Origin of the sequence: Bradyrhizobium sp. SPXBL-02, from assembly GCF_051853065.1 — a bacterium.
In the GTDB taxonomy this organism is placed as follows: domain Bacteria; phylum Pseudomonadota; class Alphaproteobacteria; order Rhizobiales; family Xanthobacteraceae; genus Bradyrhizobium.
The window spans coordinates 7,830,333-7,854,242 of sequence record NZ_CP182474.1 but is presented as its reverse complement, the minus strand read 5'-3'; the positions used below and the strand labels follow the sequence as shown (position 1 = coordinate 7,854,242).

The 23,910-nt window shown below is 65.5% G+C and carries 19 protein-coding genes; 7 read left to right on the top strand and 12 right to left on the bottom strand.

Features of this window, described 5'->3' with window-relative positions:
• Window positions 1–136: 136 nt before the first annotated feature.
• On the top strand, window positions 137–610 hold the full coding sequence (locus ACNJYD_RS36465; RefSeq protein ID WP_439364823.1) for a secondary thiamine-phosphate synthase enzyme YjbQ: 474 nt from the start codon (window positions 137–139) through the stop codon (window positions 608–610).
• Between the two features lie 65 nt (window positions 611–675).
• Here the strand turns inward: ACNJYD_RS36465 and ACNJYD_RS36460 are convergent, their stop codons facing one another.
• The gene (locus ACNJYD_RS36460) at window positions 676–2,301 is read right to left on the bottom strand and encodes an MFS transporter (protein WP_172786051.1); all 1,626 of its coding nucleotides are present in this window, start codon (window positions 2,299–2,301) and stop codon (window positions 676–678) included.
• A 332-nt stretch (window positions 2,302–2,633) separates the two neighbouring features.
• On the opposite strand from ACNJYD_RS36460, the gene ACNJYD_RS36455 reads away from it, so the two are divergent.
• A complete protein-coding gene (locus tag ACNJYD_RS36455; protein ID WP_439364822.1) occupies window positions 2,634–3,305 on the top strand; it encodes a response regulator transcription factor in 672 nt (223 codons plus the stop codon).
• Window positions 3,306–3,309: 4 nt separating this feature from the next.
• On the opposite strand, the gene ACNJYD_RS36450 is transcribed toward ACNJYD_RS36455, so the two are convergent.
• Window positions 3,310–6,141 (bottom strand): ATP-binding protein, encoded by a 2,832-nt coding sequence (locus ACNJYD_RS36450; protein ID WP_439364821.1) that lies wholly within the window; start codon window positions 6,139–6,141, stop codon window positions 3,310–3,312.
• Between the two features lie 194 nt (window positions 6,142–6,335).
• Between ACNJYD_RS36450 and ACNJYD_RS36445 the strand changes: the two genes are divergently transcribed.
• The 3 genes from ACNJYD_RS36445 (at window position 6,336) to ACNJYD_RS36435 (ending at window position 8,451) form a co-directional block, all read left to right on the top strand.
• Window positions 6,336–6,755 carry an organic hydroperoxide resistance protein gene (locus tag ACNJYD_RS36445; RefSeq protein ID WP_212256167.1) on the top strand — a complete coding sequence of 140 codons (420 nt, stop codon included), beginning with the start codon at window positions 6,336–6,338 and terminating at the stop codon, window positions 6,753–6,755.
• A gap of 35 nt (window positions 6,756–6,790) precedes the next feature.
• Window positions 6,791–7,819 (top strand): alpha/beta fold hydrolase, encoded by a 1,029-nt coding sequence (locus ACNJYD_RS36440; RefSeq protein WP_212256169.1) that lies wholly within the window; start codon window positions 6,791–6,793, stop codon window positions 7,817–7,819.
• Between the two features lie 71 nt (window positions 7,820–7,890).
• Window positions 7,891–8,451: a cytochrome P460 family protein gene (locus tag ACNJYD_RS36435; RefSeq protein WP_212256171.1), complete on the top strand. Its 561-nt coding sequence runs from the start codon at window positions 7,891–7,893 to the stop codon at window positions 8,449–8,451.
• Between the two features lie 594 nt (window positions 8,452–9,045).
• Here the strand turns inward: ACNJYD_RS36435 and ACNJYD_RS36430 are convergent.
• Window positions 9,046–12,555 carry a PAS domain-containing hybrid sensor histidine kinase/response regulator gene (locus ACNJYD_RS36430; protein ID WP_212256173.1) on the bottom strand — a complete coding sequence of 1,170 codons (3,510 nt, stop codon included), beginning with the start codon at window positions 12,553–12,555 and terminating at the stop codon, window positions 9,046–9,048.
• Window positions 12,556–12,880: 325 nt separating this feature from the next.
• Entirely contained in the window at window positions 12,881–14,110 is a 1,230-nt protein-coding gene (hemA, locus tag ACNJYD_RS36425) for a 5-aminolevulinate synthase (RefSeq protein WP_212256174.1), read from the bottom strand.
• A 278-nt stretch (window positions 14,111–14,388) separates the two neighbouring features.
• On the opposite strand from hemA, the gene aroQ reads away from it, so the two are divergent.
• On the top strand, window positions 14,389–14,820 hold the full coding sequence (aroQ, locus tag ACNJYD_RS36420; RefSeq protein ID WP_212256176.1) for a type II 3-dehydroquinate dehydratase: 432 nt from the start codon (window positions 14,389–14,391) through the stop codon (window positions 14,818–14,820).
• A gap of 166 nt (window positions 14,821–14,986) precedes the next feature.
• Here the strand turns inward: aroQ and ACNJYD_RS36415 are convergent, their stop codons facing one another.
• The 4 genes from ACNJYD_RS36415 to ACNJYD_RS36400 form a co-directional block, all read right to left on the bottom strand.
• Window positions 14,987–16,048 carry an MBL fold metallo-hydrolase gene (locus ACNJYD_RS36415; protein ID WP_172786042.1) on the bottom strand — a complete coding sequence of 354 codons (1,062 nt, stop codon included), beginning with the start codon at window positions 16,046–16,048 and terminating at the stop codon, window positions 14,987–14,989.
• A gap of 293 nt (window positions 16,049–16,341) precedes the next feature.
• Window positions 16,342–18,486, bottom strand: a complete 2,145-nt coding sequence (locus ACNJYD_RS36410) for a methyl-accepting chemotaxis protein (RefSeq protein ID WP_439364820.1) — start codon at window positions 18,484–18,486, stop codon at window positions 16,342–16,344.
• A 163-nt stretch (window positions 18,487–18,649) separates the two neighbouring features.
• Entirely contained in the window at window positions 18,650–19,375 is a 726-nt protein-coding gene (locus tag ACNJYD_RS36405) for an outer membrane protein (protein WP_439364819.1), read from the bottom strand.
• A 223-nt stretch (window positions 19,376–19,598) separates the two neighbouring features.
• On the bottom strand, window positions 19,599–19,919 hold the full coding sequence (locus tag ACNJYD_RS36400; RefSeq protein ID WP_260381177.1) for a hypothetical protein: 321 nt from the start codon (window positions 19,917–19,919) through the stop codon (window positions 19,599–19,601).
• Window positions 19,920–20,106: 187 nt separating this feature from the next.
• Between ACNJYD_RS36400 and ACNJYD_RS36395 the strand changes: the two genes are divergently transcribed.
• Window positions 20,107–20,391, top strand: coding sequence for a hypothetical protein (locus ACNJYD_RS36395; RefSeq protein WP_246708859.1), 285 nt, complete (start codon window positions 20,107–20,109; stop codon window positions 20,389–20,391).
• A 35-nt stretch (window positions 20,392–20,426) separates the two neighbouring features.
• On the opposite strand, the gene ACNJYD_RS36390 is transcribed toward ACNJYD_RS36395, so the two are convergent.
• The 4 genes from ACNJYD_RS36390 to ACNJYD_RS36375 form a co-directional block, all read right to left on the bottom strand.
• Window positions 20,427–21,368, bottom strand: a complete 942-nt coding sequence (locus ACNJYD_RS36390) for an AEC family transporter (RefSeq protein WP_439364818.1) — start codon at window positions 21,366–21,368, stop codon at window positions 20,427–20,429.
• A 171-nt stretch (window positions 21,369–21,539) separates the two neighbouring features.
• The gene (locus ACNJYD_RS36385) at window positions 21,540–21,749 is read right to left on the bottom strand and encodes a hypothetical protein (RefSeq protein ID WP_080133401.1); all 210 of its coding nucleotides are present in this window, start codon (window positions 21,747–21,749) and stop codon (window positions 21,540–21,542) included.
• Complete coding sequence (locus tag ACNJYD_RS36380) at window positions 21,746–21,922, bottom strand: hypothetical protein (protein ID WP_172786036.1); 177 nt, start codon at window positions 21,920–21,922, stop codon at window positions 21,746–21,748. The genes ACNJYD_RS36385 and ACNJYD_RS36380 overlap by 4 nt, the downstream gene beginning before the upstream one ends.
• 368 nt (window positions 21,923–22,290) lie before the next feature.
• On the bottom strand, window positions 22,291–23,910 hold the full coding sequence (locus ACNJYD_RS36375) for an ABC transporter ATP-binding protein (RefSeq protein ID WP_439364817.1): 1,620 nt from the start codon (window positions 23,908–23,910) through the stop codon (window positions 22,291–22,293).

The following is a 23,910-nucleotide window of genomic DNA, read 5'->3' as shown; positions in this document are numbered from 1 at the left end:
GGCGCAAAGCGCCGTGCCCACCACCTTGACATCGTCACGCGGAATGGTGGGCACGCTTCCGCCTTCGCTCTTCGAGCTACTGCGGACAAGCCGCTTTGCCCACCCTACGGCAGCTTCCCGAGTTGAGAGACCCGCCATGACATCAGCCAGATCCGTCAGACGCTCCGCACCGTCGTCGGTGCAGGCTACCACCGTCACATCGTCGCTGCTCACCGTGCAGACGCCCGGCCGCGGCTTCACCGATCTGACCAGCGAGGCCGCGAAATTCATCGCCGAGGCGCACGCAGGTGAGGGCGCGTTGACGCTGTTCATCCGCCACACCTCGGCCTCGCTGACGATCCAGGAGAACGCCGACCCTTCCGTGCTCGTCGATCTCACCACGGCCCTGTCACGGCTCGCACCGGAGAACGCCGGGTGGACCCATGACACCGAGGGACCCGACGACATGCCGGCCCACATCAAGACCATGCTGACGCAGACGTCGCTCCAGGTCCCGGTCCTGGACGGCAGGCTCGCGCTCGGCACCTGGCAGGCGATCTATCTGATCGAGCATCGCAGCCGCCCGCATCGCCGTGAGATCGTGCTGCAATTCATTGGCAGCAACCGCTAACCAGACAAAGCAAAACCGGCCGCGGAGACCGCGGCCGGTTTCGTGTCGTCGATCTCTGCTTCGGATCAGGTCGCCTTGATGTCGACGTCCTTGGTCTCCGGCAGGAACAGGAAGCCGATCACCACGGTAATCGAGGCGAAGATGATCGGGTACCAGAGGCCGGCATAGATGTCGCCGGTCGAGGCCACGATGGCGAAGGCGGTGGCGGGCAGGAGGCCGCCGAACCAGCCGTTGCCGATGTGGTAGGGCAGCGACATCGAGGTGTAGCGGATGCGGGTCGGGAACAATTCGACCAGCATCGCGGCGATCGGGCCGTACACCATGGTGACGAACAGGACCAGGATGAACAGCAGGCCGATGATGGCCGCCACCTGCGGACGGAAGATGTCGAGCGGGTGTGACATCTTCACGATGCCGGCGTCACCCGCCTTGGGATAGCCAGCCGCCTGCACCGCGGCGAGAACCGCCGGGTTGCTGTCCTTGGCGTTGGCGTAGGGCACGTCCTTGCCGTTGACCACGACCTTCACGCCCGAGCCGGCCGGACCCGGCGTCGTCGCATACTTGACCGACGATTGCGACAGGTAGGCGCGCGCGGTGTCGCAAGGCGCGGTGAAGACGCGGGTGCCGACCGGGTTGAACAGATCGCCGCAGCCGGCGGGATCGGCCACCACCTCGACCTTGACCGACTCGATCGCCTTCTCCAGCGCCGGATTGGCGTTGGTGGTGATCATCTTGAAGATCGGGAAGAAGGTCAGCGCCGCGATCAGACAGCCGCCGAGGATGATCGGCTTGCGGCCGATCTTGTCGGACAGCATGCCGAACACGATGAAGAAGCCGGTGCCGAGCAGCAGCGACCAGGCGATCAGCAGGTTGGCGGTATAGCCGTCGACCTTCAGGATCGATTGCAGGAAGAACAGCGCGTAGAACTGGCCGGTGTACCAGACCACGCCCTGGCCCATCACGCCGCCGAGCAGGGCGAGCAGCACGAGCTTGCCGTTCTGCCAGTTGCCGAAGGCCTCCGTCAGCGGCGCCTTCGAGCCCTTCCCTTCCTCCTTCATCTTCTGGAAGATCGGCGATTCGTTCAGGCGAAGCCGGATCCAGACCGAGATGCCGAGCAGCAGCACCGACACCAGGAACGGAATGCGCCAGCCCCACGCTGCGAAGTCGGCCTCGCCGAGCGCGGTGCGGGTGAACAGGATCACCAGCAGCGACAGGAACAGGCCGAGCGTCGCCGTGGTCTGGATGAAGGAGGTGTAGAAGCCGCGCTTGCCGTTCGGCGCATGCTCCGCGACGTAGGTCGCTGCACCGCCATATTCGCCGCCGAGCGCCAGGCCCTGGGCGAGGCGCAGCGCGATCAGGATGATCGGAGCCGCGATGCCGATGGTGGCCGCGTTGGGCAGCAGGCCGACGATGAAGGTCGACAGGCCCATGATCAGGATGGTGACGAGGAAGGTGTATTTGCGGCCGACAATGTCGCCGACGCGGCCGAACACGATGGCGCCGAACGGACGCACCAGAAAGCCCGCGGCAAACGCCAGCAGCGCGAAGATATCGCGGGTTGCCGGCGGATAGGCCGAGAAGAACTGCGCGCCGATGATCGAGGCGAGCGAACCGTAGAGATAGAAGTCGTACCACTCGAACACGGTACCGAGCGAGGAGGCGAGAATGACGAACCGTTCGTCCTTCGTCATCCCTCCCGCGCCTGCTTGAGACACAGCCATTGTCGACATGTTGAGTCGCTCCCCGAAATACGTTTCCTCGCGCCCCCAGAATGTCCGGACGTGCCGGATCAGCCCAGGTCTTGACCACAAGGTAACATCGGCGTGAAACCCGCCCCAATACGACTTTCGGCCTTGCGCACTGGCGCTGTGGTATCCGGGGCCGGTGCGCAAGCGCCGAGACCAGGGATTAACCCCTTTGCAGCAAAGGGATAATGTGCACTTGCATGCCACGGCCGCTCGGGGAAGAATTGACCCGCCCGGGATCTGTTCGCCGACCCGGCGCGAACGACAGCAAGAGAACGATGAACGCTCCTTCTAGCCACCTCGTCATCGCCGATGATCATCCCCTGTTCCGCGATGCGCTGCGGCAGGCGGTGGCGGGCGTCCTCCCCTCGGCCCGGATCGACGAGGCCGGATCCTTCGAGGACCTGACCAAGCTCCTGGAACAAAACTCCGAGGTCGACCTCGTCCTGCTCGACCTCTCCATGCCCGGGATCTCCGGCTTTTCCGGCCTGATCTATCTGCGCGCGCAATATCCGGCGATTCCGGTCGTCATCGTCTCGGCTTCCGACGACAGCGCCACGATCCGCCGCTCGCTCGATTTCGGCGCGTCCGGCTTCATCCCCAAGCGGTTCGGGGTCGAGACCCTGCGTGACGCCATCCTCAAGGTGATGGAAGGCGACATCTGGGTTCCCGCCGATACCGACCTCTCCGCCGCCGCCGACCCCGACATGACGCGCCTGCGCGACCGCCTGGTGACGCTGACGCCGCAGCAGGTTCGCGTCCTCATGATGCTGTCGGAAGGTCTCCTCAACAAGCAGATCGCCTACGAGCTCGGCGTCTCCGAGGCCACCATCAAGGCCCATGTCTCGGCGATCCTGCAAAAGCTCGGCGTCGAGAGTCGGACGCAAGCGGTGATTGCCGCCGCGAAGATCGCCGGCGGCCAATGGAAGCAGGGCACGCCGACGGGGTGAGCCGCTACAGCGTGGTCAGAAGCAGGTTGGCCGCTCTGATATCCGCCGTCTCGGAGCCCTCGGCAAAGCCCTCGAGCGCCGATTGGAGCCATCGCTTCGCCTCGTCGCGCTGCCCGCGTTCGGCAAACAGCCCGGCGAGATCGATCGCGGCGCGCAGCTCCCACGCTGTGGCGCCTTGGCGGCGACACAGATCCAGCGCTTGCATCAAGTAGACCTCTGGTTGCTCGGCTCTCGGCTCTGGCAGGTGCAACAGGACCTTGGCCTTCATCCGCAGCAACTCGGACATGTAAAGATGATCGCCGCTCTGAGCGACGAGGCGGATCGCATCGTCGATCAGGCGCGCGCTCTGCTCGATCTGTCCAAGCGCCAGCAAGCCATGAACCAGCGCGATGTTGAAGGTGGTGGTGAGCAATTCGTAGCCGGCCTCGTGGAGCTCGCATAGGCAAGCCTTGATCGTCTCGACGCCATGTGCGGCGTCTCCCCGCCGGATCGCCAGTTCGCCTTTCACGCCGCGGCCCACCACGAGATAGGGACCCATCGATCGAGATTCGGCATGCGCGATGAACTGGTCGATGCGCTGTTCCGCGCCGTCGAGATCACCGTCCCAGAGCGACATCGAGACCGCCCAGATCAGCGCGATGCAGAGCGTGATCGGATGCTCCATCTGCGCGGCTTCAGCCACCGTCTGTTGCGCCAGCTGCCGCGCGTCCGCGGGCCGGCCCTGCAACCAGAGTTCGCGCGCCAGCGTGATGCCGGCCCGGTTGCGATGGTCGAAGCCATGGATGGTGCTGATTCGTTCCGCGCCCGGCCCTTGCCATGCGACCTCCAGCATCTTCAGCGCGTCGCGGTGCTTGCCGGCCAGATGAAGCGAGACCCCGAACAGCGAATGGGCGAGGACGATCGAGCCGGGATCGCCGAGCGGCTGCGCGACCGCAAGGCTCTGCTGCGCATAACCAAGCGCAGCGTCGAACTGCCCCATCCGTTCGTGGAAGATATGCATGCGGCCGAGCAGCTGGAGCTGGTTCGGCGCGTCGCCGCGCGCCTCGGCGATCGCAAGGCTCCGGCTCAAGGCCACGCGCGCCGCCTCGCTGCCGCCGCGCGTGAACATCAGGGTCAGTCCGAGGGCGGCCTGGATGTGCATTTCGGCGGCGCTGCCGCGCGCGGACGGGGTCATCGCAAGCAGTGCCCGTTCCGACCAGCGCCGGCATTCGACCAAGAGCGACATCGCGAGGAAGATCGGCGCTGCCGCGGCGGCGAGCGCAATGCCGTCGTTGGCGTCGCCGCCCGCGCCAAAGCACCAGTCCAGCGCGGCACGCACGTTGTGGAGCGCGGAGAAGTGGATCGCCCGTTCGTCGGCGTTCGGTGTTGCCGCCCATGTGCTGCCGGCCTGCTCCAGCCATCGCCGGTAGTAGGTCGCGTGGCGGGCGGCGAGCGCGGCGTCGTTCGGCTCGATCTCGAGCAGATAGGCGCGCGTGGTATCGAGCAGACGGTAGCGCATCATGGCGCCGATCGGCCGTGGCGCAACCATCGATTTGGCGACGAGACTGTCTATGGCAGCGAACAAGCGGGAGCGGTCGGCACGTTCATCTGGGACGACCTCGAGGGCCGCGTCGATGGTGAAGTGACCCACGAAGACCGCGAGCCTCCGCAGCACGAGGCGCTCAATGTCGGACAGCAGCCCATAGCTCCAGTCCAGCGTCGCCCGCAACGTCTTCTGCCGCGGCGGCGCGGTGCGCTGGCCCTGCCAGAGCAGATTGAGACGCTCGTCGAGCAGCGCGGCCGTCTGCTCCAGGCCGTAAGCTTCGACGCGGCCGGCGGCGAGCTCGATCGCCAGGGCCATGCCATCGAGATTGCGGCAAATCCTCGCGATAGTCGCGGCGTTGGTATCGTCGAGCGTGATCTGCGCGCCGCCGGCCGTGGCACGTTCGAGGAAGAGCTGAAGCGCGGAATAGGTCTGCGCAGCCGCCGCGGTCAGCCCGGCACTGTCAGGCGGAACGGCGAGCGGCGCCAATCGATAGACCTGCTCGCCCTCGACGCGCAGGGCTTCGCGGCTGGTGGCGAGAATGTGGACATCCGGCGCAGCGTGGAAGATCGCCGAAGCCAGCGGTGCCGCCGCGGCGATGACATGCTCGCAATTGTCGAGGATGAGCAGCATCCGCTTGTCCCGGAGATGCGCGAGCAGCGCGGGCAGGGGATCGTCGGTCTCGGCCGGCAAGCCGAGCATCAGCAGGATCGAGGTGATCACGAGATCGGGATCGCTGAGCGCGGCAAGGTCGACGAAATGCGCGGCGTCGGAGAACGCCGCGAGCAGGTCGTGGGCGATCGCGACCGCGACGGCAGTCTTGCCAACGCCGCCCGGACCGACGATCGTGACGAAGCGGGAGGTGAGAAGCTTGTCGGAGATGGCGGCGACCGCCTGGTCGCGTCCGACCATCCGCTGCAGCCGGTTCGGCAGCTTGACCGGCGGCAATTCCATGGACGGGGGCGAGCGCCGCGCTGCCGGAAGCTCCGTCTGGGAGATCGGCGCCACGAAGCAATAGCCGCGCCCGGAAAGCGTGGCGATGTATCGCGCGCCGTCCTTGCCGTCGCCGAGCGCCTTGCGCAGAGCGGCGATGTGAAAGCGCAGACTGGCCTCTTCGACGGTGATGCCGGGCCACACCAGGGCCATCAGATCCCATTTGCTGACGACCTCGTTCGGCCGCGACATCAGCGCGATCAGCGCGTCGAAGGCCTTCGCGCCCAGCGGCACCGCGACGCCGTCGCGCGTCACGAGCCTTTCATGTGGCGCTACGGTGAATGGTCCGAACGAGAGCCTTGGCCCGGCCGGCGTGGTCATCGCGAAATCTTGCTCATTTGCGAACCGGATAGCCAGAGGGCAGCCATCCGGCAAGGCCTGCGTTGCATCGGCATCAGACCACGTTTGCAGGCCTCGCAACAGCTTCTGCGCCGGCCTCACAATTTCTCACAAGTCCAAACGGGTTTCCGGAGCACGTCGCTGCTAGTCAGGTGCGCGACGGCAAGGAGCTCTCCATGACAGAAACGGCAAAACTGCTCTACACGGCCCGGACGCACACCAACGGCGGCCGCCACGACGGCATGTCGCGCAGTTCCGACGGTCGCCTCGACGTCAAGCTGTCGCCGCCGGGCGGGGCCGGCATCGGCACCAATCCCGAGCAGTTGTTTGCGGCCGGCTGGTCGGCCTGCTTCGAAGGCGCGATGGAACTCGCCGCGCGCAAGCGGAAGGTGATGCTTCCCAGGAAAAGCGCGATCGATGCGGAGATCGATCTCGTGCTCGACGAGGGCGCCTACTCGCTGAGGGCGCGCCTCAATGTCAGCCTGCCGGGGCTCGACCCCGAGATCGCACGCGGCATCATCGATGAAGCGCATCAAACGTGCCCCTACTCCAAAGCCGTCCGCGGCAACATCGACGTCACGATCGCGCTGATCTGACGCACCATCATCAACCACGACGAGGTCACACCATCATGAAGCAGATCATCGATCAGCACCGCCGCCAGTTTCTCGGCATTGCAACGGGAGCCGCCGCCGTCGGTCTCGGCATGGTCGCGTTCGCTCGTGCCGAGACGGAACCGCAGCGAACCTCCGCATCGAATACATCCTTCGGCGCGATTAGGCAGATCGATGCCGGCGTTCTCAACGTCGGCTATGCGGAGGTGGGGCCCTCGAACGGTCCGGTGGCGATCCTGCTGCACGGCTGGCCCTACGACATTCACGCCTTCATCGACGTCGCGCCGCTCCTGGCGAAGGCCGGCTATCGCGTGATCATCCCATACTTGCGCGGCTACGGCACGACGCACTTCCTCTCCAGCGAAACGCCGCGCAACGGCGAGCCTGTGGCCATGGCCGCGGACATCATCGCGCTGATGGACAAGCTCGAGATCAAGAAGGCCGTGGTCGCCGGCTTCGACTGGGGTGCGCGCACCGCCGACATCATCGCCGCGCTGTGGCCGGAGCGTTGTCGGGCGCTGGTATCGGTCAGCGGTTATCTGATCTCCAGCCAGGCTGCCGGCAGCGTGTCGTTGCCGCCGCAGGCGGAGCTGCAATGGTGGTACCAGTTCTACTTCGCGACCGAGCGCGGCCGCGCCGGATACGAGAAGTACACGCACGATTTCGCCAAGCTGATCTGGAAGCTCGCCTCGCCGCAGTGGAAGTTCGACGACGCCACCTTCAACAGGAGCGCGGCGGCGCTCGACAACGGGGATCATGTCGCGATCACCATCCACAATTACCGCTGGCGGCTCGGGCTTGCCCAGGGCGAGGCGAAATACGAGCACCTCGAAAAGAAGCTGGCTGCAGCTCCGCAGATCGAGGTGCCGACGATCACGATGGAGGGCGATGCCAACGGCGCGCCCCATCCCGACCCCAGCGCCTATGCCAGGAAGTTCTCGGGCCGATACGAGTTTCGCCTGATCACCGGCGGCGTCGGCCACAATCTGCCGCAGGAAGCGCCACAAGCCTTCGCCAAAGCCGTCATCGACGCCGACGGCGCCTGATCGTTCATGCAATGCCTCGGTCCAGCTTGGCTGGACCGGGGATGTGCCGCGATCCAACTAGAAGAAACCTCATGCCATCTATCGAAGCTGAAAAGAAAGAGCACTCCTACGTCACGGCGATCACGCTGGCCGTGCTCCTCCTGGTCGTTCTCCTGACTTGCGTGCCGTATCTGGTCTCGATTGCTCTTGCCGAGGGGCCTCCGCAAAATACCGCGGACGCCTCGCCGATCTTCGGCGTCACCATTCCGCCCGGCTACAAGCAATGGGAGCTGATCGCTCCGGCCGAGGAGGCCGCCCCGCTCGACGAACTTCGCGCTGTCGTGGGCAACCAGACCGCCATCGACGCCTATCAAGCCGGCAAGCTCCCATTCCCGGACGGCACCATCCTGGTCAAGCGCGCCTGGAAGCGCAAACAGTCGCCGGAGTTTGCGTCCGCGACCATTCCCGGGGCCGCCACAACGGTCCAGGTGATGGTCAAGGATTCCAAGAAATATGCCGCAACGGGCGGCTGGGGCTTTGGCCGCTTCATCGACGGCAAACCGGTCGACGAGGCCCAGCACCGCACGTGCTGGGGCTGTCACGAAGCCCGCGCGAGGAGCCGCGACTACGTCTTCACGCGGCTTGCGCCCTGAGCGCAGCTTGGCCGCGCAATCATTCCGCCCCCACCGTCTTGTGCCATCATCCACTCTCTTCCTTGCTCGGTTCGGGCTCGAAGCCCATGCAACTGTTCGGGTTGAGGAAGACACCGGATCTGTCCCACGCTCCCGGACAGGCTCTCAAGGCCTTTGAGCACGGTCGGGCTCAGATCCAGCGACGGGCGGTTGGTCAGAACCGCCCGTTCGCGTTTTTTGGCATAATTTGCAGACACAAGAGCACGGCATAAGCCGTCCGACCATCGCGCAGGAAGGCCGTGTGTTCGGCTTCACCTGTATGCTGCTGTGCGGTTCTTCCTGCGTGTGCATTTCGCGCAGCGAACCGCGGGTGCCAGCCAGCACCCGGCCTTCCCTGCGCCCTTTCTCCAAGAGGGCGCGACGAGAAGCGCAAAACTCGGGCGAAACGCGCCGCGAGAAGGCGAAGCCATGTCTGCGAGTCGAGATGCTGGTTTGAGGACGACAACGGCTGCTCCGTCATTGCGAGCGCAGCGAAGCAATCCAGACTGTCTCCGCGGAGGGGTTCTGGATTGCTTCGCTGCGCTCGCAATGACGATCTCGAGAGAGCAGTGCGTCTCACTCCGCCGCCACCATCTGCTGCGTGCGCCACTGCCCAAGGAGAGCACGCAGCGAAGCCGGCTTCACCGGCTTGTTGAGCACCGCGATCTTCTCGTCGCGCGCGGCGACCTGCACGGCGGGGCTGCGATCGGCGGTGATCAGGATCGCGGGGATGCCGTCGCCGAAGCGGCGGCGGATCTCGCGGATGGCGGCGATGCCGTTGCCGCGATCGAGGTGATAGTCGACCAGGAGGCCGGTGACGCGCCGTCCGGCGGTTTCGATGGCGGCGATCGCCCCTTCGGGATCGGCGACCGCGATCACCTCGGCGTCCCAGGCCTTGAGCAGCGTGCGCATGCCGTCGAGGATCGCCGCATCGTTCTCGATGCAGACGATCAGCGCGCCCGAGATCGGCGTGCGCGCCAGCGGCGTCGCGCTGGTCACGGCCGCGGTGTGGGTCACCGCCTTCGCCGTCGGCACCGTCACGGAGAACACCGAGCCGCCGCCGGCATTGGCCTCGATGGCGATGCCGTGATTGAGCACGCGTGCCAACCGTTCCACGATCGAGAGCCCGAGGCCGAGACCGCGCGCGATCCGCGCACCCTGCTCCAGGCGATGGAATTCCTTGAAAATCTCGCCGCGCTTGACCGGGGGGATGCCGACGCCGGTGTCGTAGACGCAGATCTTGAGCGAGGCGCCGCGGCGGCGGCAGCCGACCAGCACGCGGCCGCGCGGGGTGTATTTGATCGCGTTCGAGATCAGGTTCTGCAGCAGCCGCCGCAGCAGCAGGCGGTCCGACTGCACCGGCAGCGAGCAGGGCACGAAGGCGAGTTCCAGGCCCTTGGCGCGCGCGATCGGCGCGAACTCGATTTCCAGCGAGCGCATCAGATCGGCCATCTTGAAGCTCGAGATCGAGGTCGTCATCGCGCCGGCATCGAGCCTGGAGATGTCGAGCAGCGCGCCGAGGATTTCCTCGATCGCCTGCAGCGATTCGTCGATGTTCTCGACCAGCCGCGTCTCTTCGCCATTGTGCTGGCGTTCGACGAGGCTCGTGACGTAGAGCCGCGCCGCGTTCAGCGGCTGCAGGATGTCGTGGCTGGCGGCGGCGAGGAAACGCGTCTTGGAGATGCTGGCGTCCTCCGCCGCGCTCTTGGCGAGGGCCAGCTCGGAGTTCAGCCGCGTCAGCTCTTCGGTGCGGTCGCGCACGCGCTTTTCCAGCGTCGCATTGGCGCGCTCCAGCGCTTCCGCGGCTTCGAAGGTGGGCGTGACGTCGGTGAAGGTGATGACGAAGCCGCCGCCGGGCATGCGGTTGGTGAGCACTTCGATCACCATGTGGCGCTCCGGCAGGCGCTCGAGATAAGGCTCGCTGTCGGTGGTGTAGGCGGCAAGGCGCCGCTTCAGCAGGGCCTCGCGCTCGAGCGGATCGTTCGGATCGCCGAGGCCGATGAACTCCAGGATCTCGTGCAAGGGCGTGCCGAACTGGATCAGATGCAGTGGCACATTGAGGAGATCGCCGAACTGCCGGTTGGAGCAGATCAGTTGCAGATCGGCGTCGAACACCGCGATGCCCTGGCGCACATGGTTGAGCGCGGTCTGCAGGATCTCGCGGTTGAAATGCAGCGCCGCGTGGGAATCGTCGAGCAGCTTCAGTGCGGCCTTGGCGGAGACCGTTCGCTTGCGCAACAGCAGCGACATCACGAGGCGGGAGGAGGCCGCGCCGATCGAGGAGGCAATCAGGTGCTCGGCGTGTTGCAGCAGCTCGAAATCGGCGGGCGCACCGGGCTCCAGCCGCACGTTGCGCCGGGCCGAGAAGGCCTCGAAGGATTGCCGCGCGCGGTCGGGCCCGAGATATTGCGCCACCGTGGTCTGGATGTCCTGCACGGTGACCGTGGTGCGCCAGCGCCGGAAGCTCGGCGAGATCGGTGCGAGCGTATTGGGCACGAACAGATCGGCCTGCAGCAGCTCGATGGAGGACGGCCGGCGCGCCAGCGACAGCAGCACATAGGTCAGGATGTTGAGCGACAGCGACCAGATCACGCCGTGCATGAGGGGCGGCAGGTCGGCGCCGAACAGTGCCTGCGGCCGCAGCGCCTCGATCCCGAACGGGCCGTGCTGCAGCAGCAGGATGCCTGATGTCGAGGAATCCATGAAGCTCGGCATGAACAGCGTGTAGAGCCACACCGCAAAGCCGACCAGCATGCCGCCGATCGCCCCGCGCGCGGTCGCGCGCCGCCAGAGCAGCCCGCCGAAGAAGCTCGGGGCAAGCTGGGCAATGGCGGCAAAGGAGAGCAGGCCGATCGCCGCGAGCTGGGTGTTGCCGAGCGCGCGATAGTAGAAATAGGCCATCACCATGATGGCGAAGATCGCGAGCCGGCGCGAGCGCAGCAGGAAGTTGCTGAAATCGGCTCCGCCGGCGCGCCCCTCCGGCCGACGTTTCAGCACCAGGGGCACCACGAGGTCGTTCGAGACCATGATGGAGAGCGCAACGCATTCGACGATCACCATGGCGGTCGCCGCCGACAGTCCGCCGACGAAGACGGCGACGCTGAGCAGGTCCGCGTCGCCCTCGATCGGCAGGGCAAGCACGTACATGTCAGGGTCGGCCGCGCCGAACGGGAAGGTCACGAGGCCGGCGAGCGCGATCGGGATCACGAACAGGTTGATGGCAACGAGGTAGAGCGGGAACAGCCAGCGCGCGCGGCCGACCTCGGCATCGCTGGAATTCTCCACCACGCTGACGTGAAACTGGCGCGGCAGCAGCATGATCGCGCACAACGACAGCAACGTCATGGTCAGGAAGTTGCCGATCGACGGGGAATAGTTGATGGCGCGCACCGCTTCCGGCGTCCTCATCGCACGCTCGATCAGTTCATGCGGCGAGAACATCCAGAAGGTGACGAAAATGCCGGCGGCGAGAAAGGCGACCAGCTTGACGATGGATTCGGTCGCCACCGCCAGCATCAGGCCGTGCTGGTGCTCGGTCGCGTCGGTCTGCCGCGTGCCGAACAGCACCGCGAAGGCCGCCATCGCCAGCGTCACCATCAGCGCCATGTCGCCGAGGATCGGGATGTGCGAGAAAGCCTGGTCTTCGCTCAGGATCGTGCCCAGCGAGGAGGCCACCGCCTTGAGCTGGAGCGCGATGTAGGGCACCGAGCCGATGATCGCGATTGCGGCGACGGTCGCCGCCACCGCCTGGCTCTTGCCGTAGCGGGCACCGATGAAGTCGGCGATCGAGGTGATGTTGTGGGCCTTGGCGAGCTGGATGACGCGGCGGAGCACGCCGGCCCCTAGCCCGATCATCAGGATCGGACCGACATAGATCGCGAGGAAGTCGGTCGAGGTGCGGGTGGCGAAGCCGACCGAGCCGAAGAAGGTCCAGGACGTGCAGTAGATCGCCAGCGACAGCGGATAGATCAGCCCGGAGGCGCGGCCGCGCCCCGCCGGCGAGCGGCGGTCGCCATGGCTCGCCACCAGGAACAGGAAGCCGATATAGCCGAAGGCGGCGGCGATCACGCCCCAATCGTGCAGCATGGGTCGGGGGGCTTTCTCCCTGGGCGCCGGCGGCGCGCGAGCTCATTTTCCCCGTAAATCTAGCGCGTTGAGCGGACGCAAGCGACAGCGAAATGCCCGGCGCGCGCGGGAACTGCGGGCGTCGTTAAGCGGTGGAGCGAGCTGTCCGCTCTCTTACCCTCCCCTGGAGGGGGAGGGTCGATCGCGCGCAGCGCGAGCGGGGTGGGGTGATCTCTCCGCTCGGGCAGTTTCGGATGTGGAGAGACCGTCACCCCACCCCGTCTCACATTTCGCTCCGCTCCATGTGAGCCGACCCTCCCCCTCCAGGGGAGGGTAAGAAGTAGCCCTATTCCGCTGCCAGCGACTTGGCGCGCAGCGGCAGGCCGAGGCGGTCCCACACTTGCAACAGCGCTTCGGCGAGCTGATCGATCAGGCCGTCGTCATGATAGGGCGAGGGCGTGATGCGCAGGCGCTCGGTGCCCTTGGCGACGGTCGGATAGTTGATCGGCTGGATGTAGATCCCGTGCTCTTCCAGCAGCAGGTCGGAGGCCTGCTTGCACTTCTCGGGATCGCCGACGAACAGCGGTACGATGTGGGTGTCGCTCGACATCACCGGCAGGCCGGCGGCATTGAGGATCGCCTTGACGCGGGCGGCGCGGTCCTGGTGACGCTCGCGCTCCCAGCTCGACGTCTTCAGGTGCTTGATCGCGGCGGTCGCGGCCGAGCAGACTGCCGGCGGCAGCGCGGTGGTGAAGATGAAGCCCGGCGCATAGGAGCGCACGGCGTCGATGATCTGGCCGTTGGCGGCGATGTAGCCGCCGAGACAGCCGAACGCCTTGGCCAGCGTGCCCTCGAGAATGTCGATGCGATGCATCACGCCGTCGCGCTCGGCGATGCCGCCGCCGCGCGGGCCGTACATGCCGACGGCGTGGACTTCGTCGACATAGGTCATCGCGCCATATTTCTCGGCGAGATCGCAGATCCTGGCGAGCGGCGCGACATCGCCGTCCATGGAATAGAGGCTCTCGCAGACGATCAGCTTCGGCCGATCGGGACCGGCCGCTTTCAACAGCTCTTCGAGATGCGCAACGTCGTTGTGGCGGAACACGATCCGCTCGCAGCCGGACTGGCGGATGCCCTCGATCATCGAATTGTGGTTGAGCTCGTCCGACAGGATGAGGCAGTTCGGAATGAGCTTTGCGATGGTCGGGATGCCGGTCTGGTTCGAGACATAGCCCGAGGTGAACAGCAGCGCGGCTTCCTTGCCGTGGAGATCGGCGAGCTCGGCTTCGAGCTGCACCAGCGGATGATGCGTGCCGGCGATGTTGCGGGTGCCGCCGGCGCCGGTGCCCACGCGCGTGGCGGTCTCGACCATGGCGCCGACCACCTTCGGGTGCTGGCCCATGCCGAGATAATCGTTGGAGCACCAGATCACGACGTCGCGCTTGCCCTTGGGCGAGTGCCAGACCGCGTGCGGGAACCGGCCGGCCGTGCGTTCGAGGTCGGCGAACACGCGATAACGCCGCTCGGTGTGGAGACGATCGAGGGCGGAATCGAAGAATTGGGCGTAATCCATCGGCAAAACCTGCAACGGAACCTGACCAAGGGGACGCATCTACTTAGAGCTTTTCCAGCTCTAATGTCTATGCGCTATCCCACATTTGGATCTGTGGAGCATTTGGGCAAAATGCCCTATCCGGCGCGTCGCAGTTTGATCCCGATCAACCCTGCGCGACATATAATGCTGCTCTGCACCATCTGCCGGGCGAGGATCCGGCCCCTCGGCCTCTCGTCTTCCGTCGCGGCCCGGCACGCGCTTTCCTTGCTCAACCAGGTCTTCGAAAGGGCCCTTCCATGAAGCGCGTGATGATCCTCAACGGTCCCAACCTCAACATGCTCGGTATCCGCGAGCCGCACATCTACGGCACCACGACGCTCGCGGAGGTCAACGCGAGCTGCGAGGAAGCGGCTGCCAAGCTCGGCCTCAAGCTTGCCTTCCACCAGTCCAACCATGAAGGCGTGCTGGTCGATCTGATCCAGTCGGCGCGGCAGGACGCCGATGCCATCGTCATCAATCCGGCCGGCCTGTCCTTCACCTCGGTCTCGATCATGGACGCGATCAAGACGTTCGAGGGCCCGGTGCTGGAGGTCCACATCTCCAACATCCACGCCCGTGACGAATATCACCGGCACTCCAAGATCTCGTTCGTGGCGACCGGCGTGATCTGCGGGCTCGGGCCGTTCGGCTACGTCGCGGCGCTGCACGCGATCGCGAATATGAAGTGAGGTGATTGCCGCGGGGGTGGTCTACTCCCTCGCCCCGCTTGCGGGGAGAGGGTTGGGGTGAGGGGGACTCTCCGCGGGGACGGTGAGAGTTGGACTCGCAGACCCCCTCACCCGGTCGCTTCGCGACCGACCTCTCCCCGCAAGCGGGGCGAGGTGAAGAAAGAACTCACGTCGTCCGAAACTGCAGCACGCCGTCCTGCATCTCGGCCGTGAGGCGGCCCTCGACGATCATGTAGTTGACGTGGGCGACGAGCTCGCCGGCGGCAAAGCCCATCTGGTGCTCGTCGAGCACGTGCTTGTTGAACACGACAGGCACCAGGGCGCGCGAGGTTTGCGGCACCTCGCGGCAGGCTTCCGCGATCAGGCGGCAGCGCTCCTCGTGGTGGTCGGCGAGCTGCTTGATGCGGGTCTTCAATCCGTAGAACGGCACGCCGTGGCCGGGCAGCACCAGCACGTCATAGGGCAGCGTCGTGGTGAGGCTGGCGAGCGAGGCCAGATATTCGCCGAGCGAGTTCTGGTCGGGCTCGACCGCCCAGACGCTGACATTCGGCGAGATCTTGCTCAGCACCTGGTCGGCGGAGAGGAACAGCTTGTCGTCGGCGCAATACAGCATCACCTGGTCGAGCGCGTGGCCGCCGCCGGTGATGACCTTGAAGCGGCGCGTGCCGATCACGACGTCGTCGCCATGCGAGATGCGGCGGTAGGACGGCGGCAGCACCGAGACGCGCTTGAGATAGTCCTGGCCGCGGCCGAGCAGCTTTTCCGTGAGCGACTCGTCCATGCCATGGCGGCGGAAGAACAGCCGCTGCGCCTCGCGCCGCTCCTCGGTGCCGCGGTTCTGGTGATAGACCGATTGCAGATATTCGACCTGCGACATCACCAGCGGGCAGTTGAAGCGCTCCACGATCCATCCGGCGAGACCGACATGGTCGGGGTGCGAGTGGGTGACGATCAGGCGCGTGATGGTGACGCCCTTCAGCGGGCCGTCGAACAGCTTGGTCCAGGCCTCGATCGTCTCCTCGTTGCCGAAGCCGGCATCGATCATCGCATAGCCGTCGCCATCGGCGAGCAGGTAGATGTTCACGTGGTTGAGGCGAAACGGCAGCTTCAGCCGCGCCCACAACACGCCGGGCCTGACCTCGACCACCTGTTCGGGGCCGGGATGCTGTTCCCAGGGGTAGCGCAGGGCCTCGGCCGAGGACGGCGCGGTATCGGTTTTTGAGCTCATGCTACCGGCTTAAACCCAGCGCGCGCGGGGCGCCAGCCGAAAAAGGATGCTGGGCGGCGACCGCATGGCGGTCATACCGAGGAGGGTTTTTCCGTGATGTGGGACGGTCGTGCCCAATACTCGCTGCACCTCTCCCGCTTGCGGGGGAGGTCGGCGCGTAGCGCCGGGTGGGGGCTCTCTCCCCACGGGGATAATTCTCGGGATGCCGCGAGTATCCCCTTGTGGAGGCACCCTCACCCCAACCCTCTCCCGCAAGCAAGCGGGAGAGGGAGCGCAGCCTCAATGCCGCGTGCCTACGCCGCCCGCATGTCGTTGAGGAAGGCGTCGATCTCCCCGCGCAGCATATCGGCCTCGCGCCGCAGCGCGTCTGAGGCGCCCAGCACTTCGGTGGCCGCAGCGCCGGCTTCGGCGGACGCGGTGGAGACGCCGACGATGTTGCTGGAGACCTCGCTGGTGCCGCCGGCGGCATGCTGGATGTTGCGGGCGATTTCGCGCGTGGCGGCGCCTTGCTCCTCGACCGCGGCTGCGATCGTCGTGGTGACGTCGTTGATCTCGCCGATGATCCGGCCGATGCCCTGGATGGCGCCGACCGCGGAGGTCGTGACCTCCTGCATGCTGGCGATCTGGGTGCGGATCTCGTCCGTCGCCTTGGCGGTCTGGCTCGCCAGGCTCTTCACCTCGGAGGCGACCACCGCGAAGCCGCGGCCGGCCTCGCCCGCGCGCGCCGCCTCGATGGTGGCATTGAGTGCGAGCAGATTGGTTTGCGAGGCGATGGTCTGGATCAGGTCGACGACGACGCTGATGCGGCTTGCGCTGTCGGCAAGGCTCTGCACCGTGGCGTCGGTCGCTCCCGCTTCGTCGACCGCCTTCTTGGCGATGCCGGCGGAAGTCACGACCTGGCGGCTGATCTCCTGGATCGAGGAGGACAGCTGCTCGGTGCCGGCCGACACGGTCTGCACGTTGACCGACGTCTCTTCCGCGGCGGAGGCGACCGCGTTGACCAGCGCGTTGGACTGGTCGGCGGTGTTCGACATGCTCTGCGCCGTCGATTGCATCGAATTGGCCGATTGCGCCAGATTGTCGAGCGCGGAGCGCACCGTGCTTTCGAACTGGGCGATCTTCGCTTCCATGCGCGCGGCACGCTCGGCCTTGGCGATACGGTCCTTGTCCTGCTCGCTCGTCAGCGCGCGGGTCTCGATCATGCTCTCCCGGAACACCTGCAGCGTGTTCGCCATGACGGAGATTTCGTCGTTGTGATTCTTCGAGCGGTAGATCTCGGTTTCGAGATCGCCGTTGGCGAGCAGCTGCATCGACTGTTGCAGGGCGCCGATCCGGCGCAGGATGTTGCGGCCGACATAGAGCCAGACGAACAGCGCCGAGCCGACCAGCATCAGCGCGCCCAGCGCCAGCATGACTGAGGTCGCGAGCGAAATCTCCTGCCGCGCCTGGAAGGTCGAGGTGTTGGTCTCCTTCTGCACGCCTTCGACCAGCTGCTGCACGCTGATGCCGAGGCCGACATTGAGCTTGCGGGTCTCGTCCAGGATGGTCTGGCCGTAGTCGATGGAATCGAGCTCCTTTTCGCGCAGATTGAACACGCCGGACTTGCCGGTGCCGAGCGCGAGCAGCTTTTCCGCGGTGTCGCGCAGCATCTTGTTGCCCTGGTTGTCCGGCAACAGATCGAGGTTCGACCGCAGGCGGCCCTGCGCCGTCTTGAATTCCTTCTGGATGTCATCGAGCTTGTCGCTGGTGCTCGCCGAAAGCGCCGCGCTCATGTTGGCGGCCGCGAGATTGCCGCTGGCGACGACGTTGCCGAGCTGACCGACGGTCTGCGCGGCGTCGTTCGCATCTGCGGCGGACAGGTCGGCTGAACCGAGAATGGCATTGACGCGGGTCTGCGCGTCCAGCATCGCCGGGCTCGCTGCGCCGACGAAGGCGCCCTGCGCGTTGCGAAGCGCGTCATATTGCTTCTCGTGCAGGGCCGCGACGTCGAGCCGTTCGCGGGCGGCCTTGGTCAGGCTCTGAGCCGCCTCGTTGATGCTCTTCATCGTGTCGCTGAGTCCGGAGACGACGCTCTTGTCGCCGCCGAGCTCGATGATCTCGTTGAGCTTCTGCTGCGTCTGCTCCTGCAATTCCCTGAGCTTCTTGGTGCGTTCGTTCAGGGCGTCTTCGCTTTGTGCCGCAAGCAGGGCCGGTCCCTGTGCCGCGAGGCTCGCACTCAGCGCCGACAATTGCAGGCTGGCGGAAAGGCGCGGAATGTCCCGTCCGCTCAGTTCAGAAATGCGTCCGCCGAGATTCTGTAGCGCAAGGCCTGCGCCGGCCGCGATCACGAGGCCCATGCCTGCGATGACCGCGAAGGCCGCGAACAGGCTGCCGCGCACGCCCCATTTCGGCATTTTAATACGCGGCTTGAAACGGCCGAGACTGAAACGGATCGCCATCGAAATTCCCCCACGCCCTTGCTTATGTTTTGTGGCGGGGAGTATCGGGCGGGGCGGTTAAAAAATCGCAATTGCTGCAATCGCTTGTGCGCGTTCCGCAGAGCGAAAAAAGAGGGGCCGGCAACGTTGCCGGCCCCTCATTACGATAATGTTTTGCTAACGATCAGTAGCGCGCCACAGCCGGGCTTGCCCAGTTGAAGCGGTAGTTGACGCCCGCCTTGAAGGTATGATCGTCGGTGGTGAAGCTGCCGGTGCCCGCGAGCGGACCGCCGGTGAAGCTCGCCTCGCCGAAATTGTAGTACTGGTACTCGGCCTTGGCCGACCAGTTCGGGGCGAACATGTATTCGAGGCCGGCGCCGACGGTGTAGCCGTTGCGGTGATCGCCCGTGATGACGAAGGCGGTCGGCACGCCGCCGACGGTCACCTTCTCGTTGTTGTCCGAATAGGCGTAGCCGCCCTTCACATAGACCAGGCCGGGCCCCCAGGTGTAGCCGACGCGGCCGGTGATCGAGCCGAGGCCGCGCTGGTCGTTGGTGTAGGCGATGCCGCCCGGGAACACCGCGCCGACGCTGCCGGATAGCCAGGAATACTGACCTTCGACGCCGACCACGAAGTTCGGGTTGAACTGCCAGTCCGCACCGACCTGCACGCCGCCGAGGAAGCGGCCGTTGCCGTTGTTGCCGGTGGAGAGGCCGTTGAAATTGTTGTCGCTGGAGAACGCGCCGCCGACATGGGCGCCGAGATAGAAGCCCGTCCAATTGTAGATCGGCGCGGCGTAGGCCGGCGCGGGCGTCTTGTAATAATTGCGATTGCCGAGATCGGCGCCGATGGCCGGCGCAGCCGCGCCCAGCACGAGCAGCGCAACGGTCGCAAACAGAATCTTCTTCATGGTCTTGAACTCCAACACGTAAGGTCCCGGCAGGCGCGTTCTCTGCGCCGCATTGGTTTTGCAGATAGCTCGCTTTTGACGAAAATGCTGTCACATCCGTGGCACAGCGAGACCCAACGTAACTTGTTGGGGTGCAAATGATTTTCGTGCTTAATGGCGACTTAAGAAGCGGTGAAGGAAGGCTTAACGGCGCGCTCTGTCGGTAACTTGCGCGCGTCTTGTGTTAACCAAGGCGCCGCCGCGCCTCATCGCGCATCTGCGCGCGAAAGGCGGCGCGCTTCGCCGGCCTGTCCTCCTCACGCACGTCGTGCCGATCGAAGATGTCGAACTTCTCCAGGATCGGATACCGCTCGCTCGCCATCGCGAGCACGCGCAAGATCCTGGTCGCCTCCGGCGTCGGGCCGCTGACCTCCCAGCGCCGGATGGTGTCGGCGCCGCTCGTTCCCGGCAAACCGCAAAGCTTGGCCATGTCGGCCGCGCTGAGCTTGCGCTCGAGGGCATCGGAGAGGTCGTTGCGAAGCTGCTTCAGTTCGGCGCCGGTCATGCTTGCGTCCAGGGAAGTCACTGAAAGCAATGCACTAGCGCTGATTCGGGTCCATCCGAAGGCGGCCGAGTGCGCCGCGCCGCGGCACCTCCGTCCGCTCGCGGAGTTATGAAGGCAGACCCATGGAAATTTCCCGATCCATGAACACTTGGCATATCGGGGTGCGTAGCGTGCGAAAGGATCAGCCATGAAGACAGTCAGACTTGCCATCGCCGCGCTCATCACTACCGGACTTCTTGCCGCGCCTTTCGCGGCTGAAGCAAAAAAGGTCCGGTCGAGCCGACATTACAGCACTGGCGTGATGGCGCCGACCAATAGCGGAGCCGGAGCGCCGGCCGCACAGCCGGGGGCGTCGTATGGATCGTCCGGACAGACGGTCGGCACCGTCACCGCGCCGTCGGTCGGATCATACAATTGGCCCTCGGTCGGCGTGACCAACTCGGTTCCGACCTGGAGCAATACCACGAGATAGAAAGGGCTCCGGGTAAGGCGCAAGCCACTGGCGGATCAACGTAGGCCGCTCGCCGATCCCGAGAGCAGGTAAAGCGCGATCAGCAATGTTGCGACCGACAGCATCGTCGTGATCGACACCGTGGCGGCAACCAGCTTTTCCTCGACCTTGTGCTCATGCGCGAGGACGTAGACGGTTTTCGCCGTCGGCACGGCCGCGCAGATGACGGCCGCAACCGTGTAGAGAGGGGTAAGGCCGATCATGACGGAAAGTCCGTAGACGATGAGCGGCATGACCACGAGTTTCACCGCCGCGAGCGCAAACGACGCTTTCAGGTTGGACCTCAGGCCCTCCACGGAGAGACCGAGCCCGATGGCAAACAGCGCGCACGGCGTGAGCGCGGCAGCGATCATGTTGAGGTAGGCCGCGACCGGTGCCGGAATCGGCAGTCCCGTCACCGCCCAGGTGAGGCCGATGAGCGTCGACAGCACCATGGGATTGAGTAGGATTTGCCTTGCCAGTCCCGTGGAGTGCACGGAGGCTCCGCGTGCATCGTGCTTTTCCAGCAGGACCACCGTGATCGGAAACATCACCGCGGCAACGAACACCGTCGCGACAGCCGCGGGCAGCACGGCGGGTTGACCGTAGATCGCATGCAGGATCGGTAGCGCCACGAATCCGGTGTTGGTCATCGCCGCTGCCATCCCATGGATGGTGCTGCTGGCAATATCGTGTGTACCGCCTGCGCGGACCGGCAGGAACACGAGAGCGAAGCAGATCAGCGAGCCGCCGCCGAATGCGAGCAGAAAGCGCCATTCCAGGAGATTGCGCGCCGGCTCCTGGGCGATCGTGACGATCAACAGCGCCGGCATCGCCACGTTGTAGGCAAAGTGGACCAGGGCATCGGCAAGCGAGCGGGAGAGATAGCCAAGCTCGCCTGCGAGCCAGCCGGTGACGATGATCGCGAAGACCGGAAGAACGAGACTGGCGACTTCCATCCGGCGTCCCCCTTGCTGCGAACGGCCGCAACGAGAGGTTACTCCGGGGATGGAGTGCCGTCACTGCCCAACGTTCAGCGAGGCGCAGGCTTGGTGCCGTGTCCCGGACGCGCGAAGGTGAGCCGGGACCCATCGCGAACGGCTTACTCCGCCGAATCGAGACGTCCGGGCCTAGATCCCCCGGCCGGTCTGTTGACCAATCACGCAGCGCCATGCCGCTAGGCGCTCGGCCGGATGTTGGTTCATCCATTCGGCGAGCTGCGGCGCGCCCATCAGGCACGACTGCACCGAGACTTGCGCGAAGTCCGACGTGGTGACGATCTGTTCGTGACAATTGGAGGGAGAGGCGAGGCTGCAAAGCACGGCGATGATCTTGATCACGATACGTTACCCCCGTCGCGGCCGATGAACGGGCGGCCGATCGCCGGCTTTCCCTGGCCCTCGTTGGCCGGATCGGCCGGCGGGAAGATGCTGTCGTAGATCGCGCGTGCCTCCTCGATGAGGCGTGCTCGCTCGCGCTCGGATTTTGAGACAAATCGAATAACTTCGCCCATGTTGGCTCCGAATACAGTGTGAGTCCGTCATGAGATGACGTTGATCATTTCAATCGTCATCTATGGTGCCGCCTTCGGCTTTGAAGCGGCAGGCCCGGTCACGACCGGATAAAAAGCGCGTGACTGCGCTGTGCGATTCCCAGCATCCCGGTGTGTCTCATTTGCTGGGTTGTGAAGCTGCCCACCACGTCACGTTCGTTGTACGGCGGCAGCCGCGACGACCGAGTATTGGCGTCAACTCACCCCTTGCCGACATGAGCAAGGATGGTCTCACAAAAGCAAATGCTGCTGGATCGAATAGGTTTCTCCCGCTCAGCGTGCAAGTTTTTGGAACCATCACGGAGATCGATGAATGAAGACGAGCCGTCTCAGGCCGCCGGCGCGTGCTCCTTCCGTCCGGGCACGGCTGCGAGCAACTCGCGCGTATAGGCATGCTCGGGCGCGGCGAACAGTTGTGCAGTCGGCTTCAGCTCGACGATGGCGCCGCGCTGCATCACCGCGATGCGGTCGCAGATCTGGGCCGCGACCCGCAGATCGTGGGTGATGAACAGCATCGACAGGCCGAGGCGCGCCTTGAGGTCTTCCAGCAGCTTCAACACTTGCGCCTGCACGGAGACGTCGAGCGCGGAGACGGCCTCATCCGCGACGACGATCTCCGGCTCGAGCGCGAGCGCACGGGCAATGCCGATGCGCTGGCGCTGGCCGCCGGAGAATTCGTGCGGATAGCGTTCGAGCGCGCCGGCATCGAGGCCCACCATCTTGAGGAGATCGCGGGCGCGGTCGAACGCAACTTTCGGATCGAGGCCGGCTGCAATCGGGCCGTCGGCGATGATGTGGACGATCTTGCGCCGCGGATTGAGCGAGGCGAACGGATCCTGGAAGATCATCTGGATGCGATGGCGCTCGGCACGCAGCGCCTTGCCGGACAGAGACGTGAGGTCGGTCTCGCCGATCCGCACCGTGCCGCGGTCGGCTTCGATCAGCCGCATCACCAGGCGCGCCACCGACGATTTGCCCGAGCCGGATTCGCCGACCAGGCCGAGCGTCTCGCCCTTGAGGATGTTGAAATTGACCGCACGCGCCGCATCGACGCGGCGATCCTCGCGGAACCAACCGCCGGACGTGACATAGGTCTTGTCCAGCCCGATCACATCGACGGCCCTGGCCCGATCGTCGAGTGGCTCTCGCGGCGGCGGATCCATCGAGGGCACGGCGGCAAGCAATGCCTTGGTGTAGTCGTGCTGCGGCGCGTTGAAGACGACTGTGGCCGGTCCTTCCTCGACGACCTTGCCATGGCGGAGCACCACGACCTGGTCGGCGATATCGGCAACCACGCCGAAATCATGGGTGATGAACATCACCGCCATGTTGCGGCTCTGCTGGAGATTGCGGATCAGCTTCAGGATCTGGGCCTGCGTGGTGACGTCGAGCGCGGTGGTCGGCTCGTCGGCGACCAGCACCGCCGGCTCGAGCGCGAGCGCCATCGCGATCATGGCGCGCTGGCGCTGGCCGCCGGAGAGCTGGTGCGGATAGGCGCGGACGATGCGCTCGGGGTCGGGCAGGCCGACCTCGCGTGCCAGCGACAACGCCTTGGCGCGCCGCTCCTTCGGCGTGAGCAGGCCGTGGGCCTCGAACATCTCCGCCATCTGGTCGCCGATCCGCATCAACGGATTGAGCGCGGTCATCGGCTCCTGGAAGATCATCGCGAGCCGTCGGCCGCGCAGATCGCGCCAGCCGTCGTCATCGAGCTTGAGCAGGTCGCTTCCCTCGAACTGGATCTCGCCCGAGGCGACCGACACCGTGTCCGGCAACAGGCCCATCAGCGCATGCGCGCACATCGACTTGCCGGAGCCGGACTCGCCGACGACGCAGACGATCTTGCCGGGCTGCAGATCGAGCGAGACGCCGTCGACCGCGAAGGGGCGCTCGGCGCCCTTGGGCAACGCGATCCGCAAGTTCTTGATGGAGACGGCGGGCGAGGCGGTCAT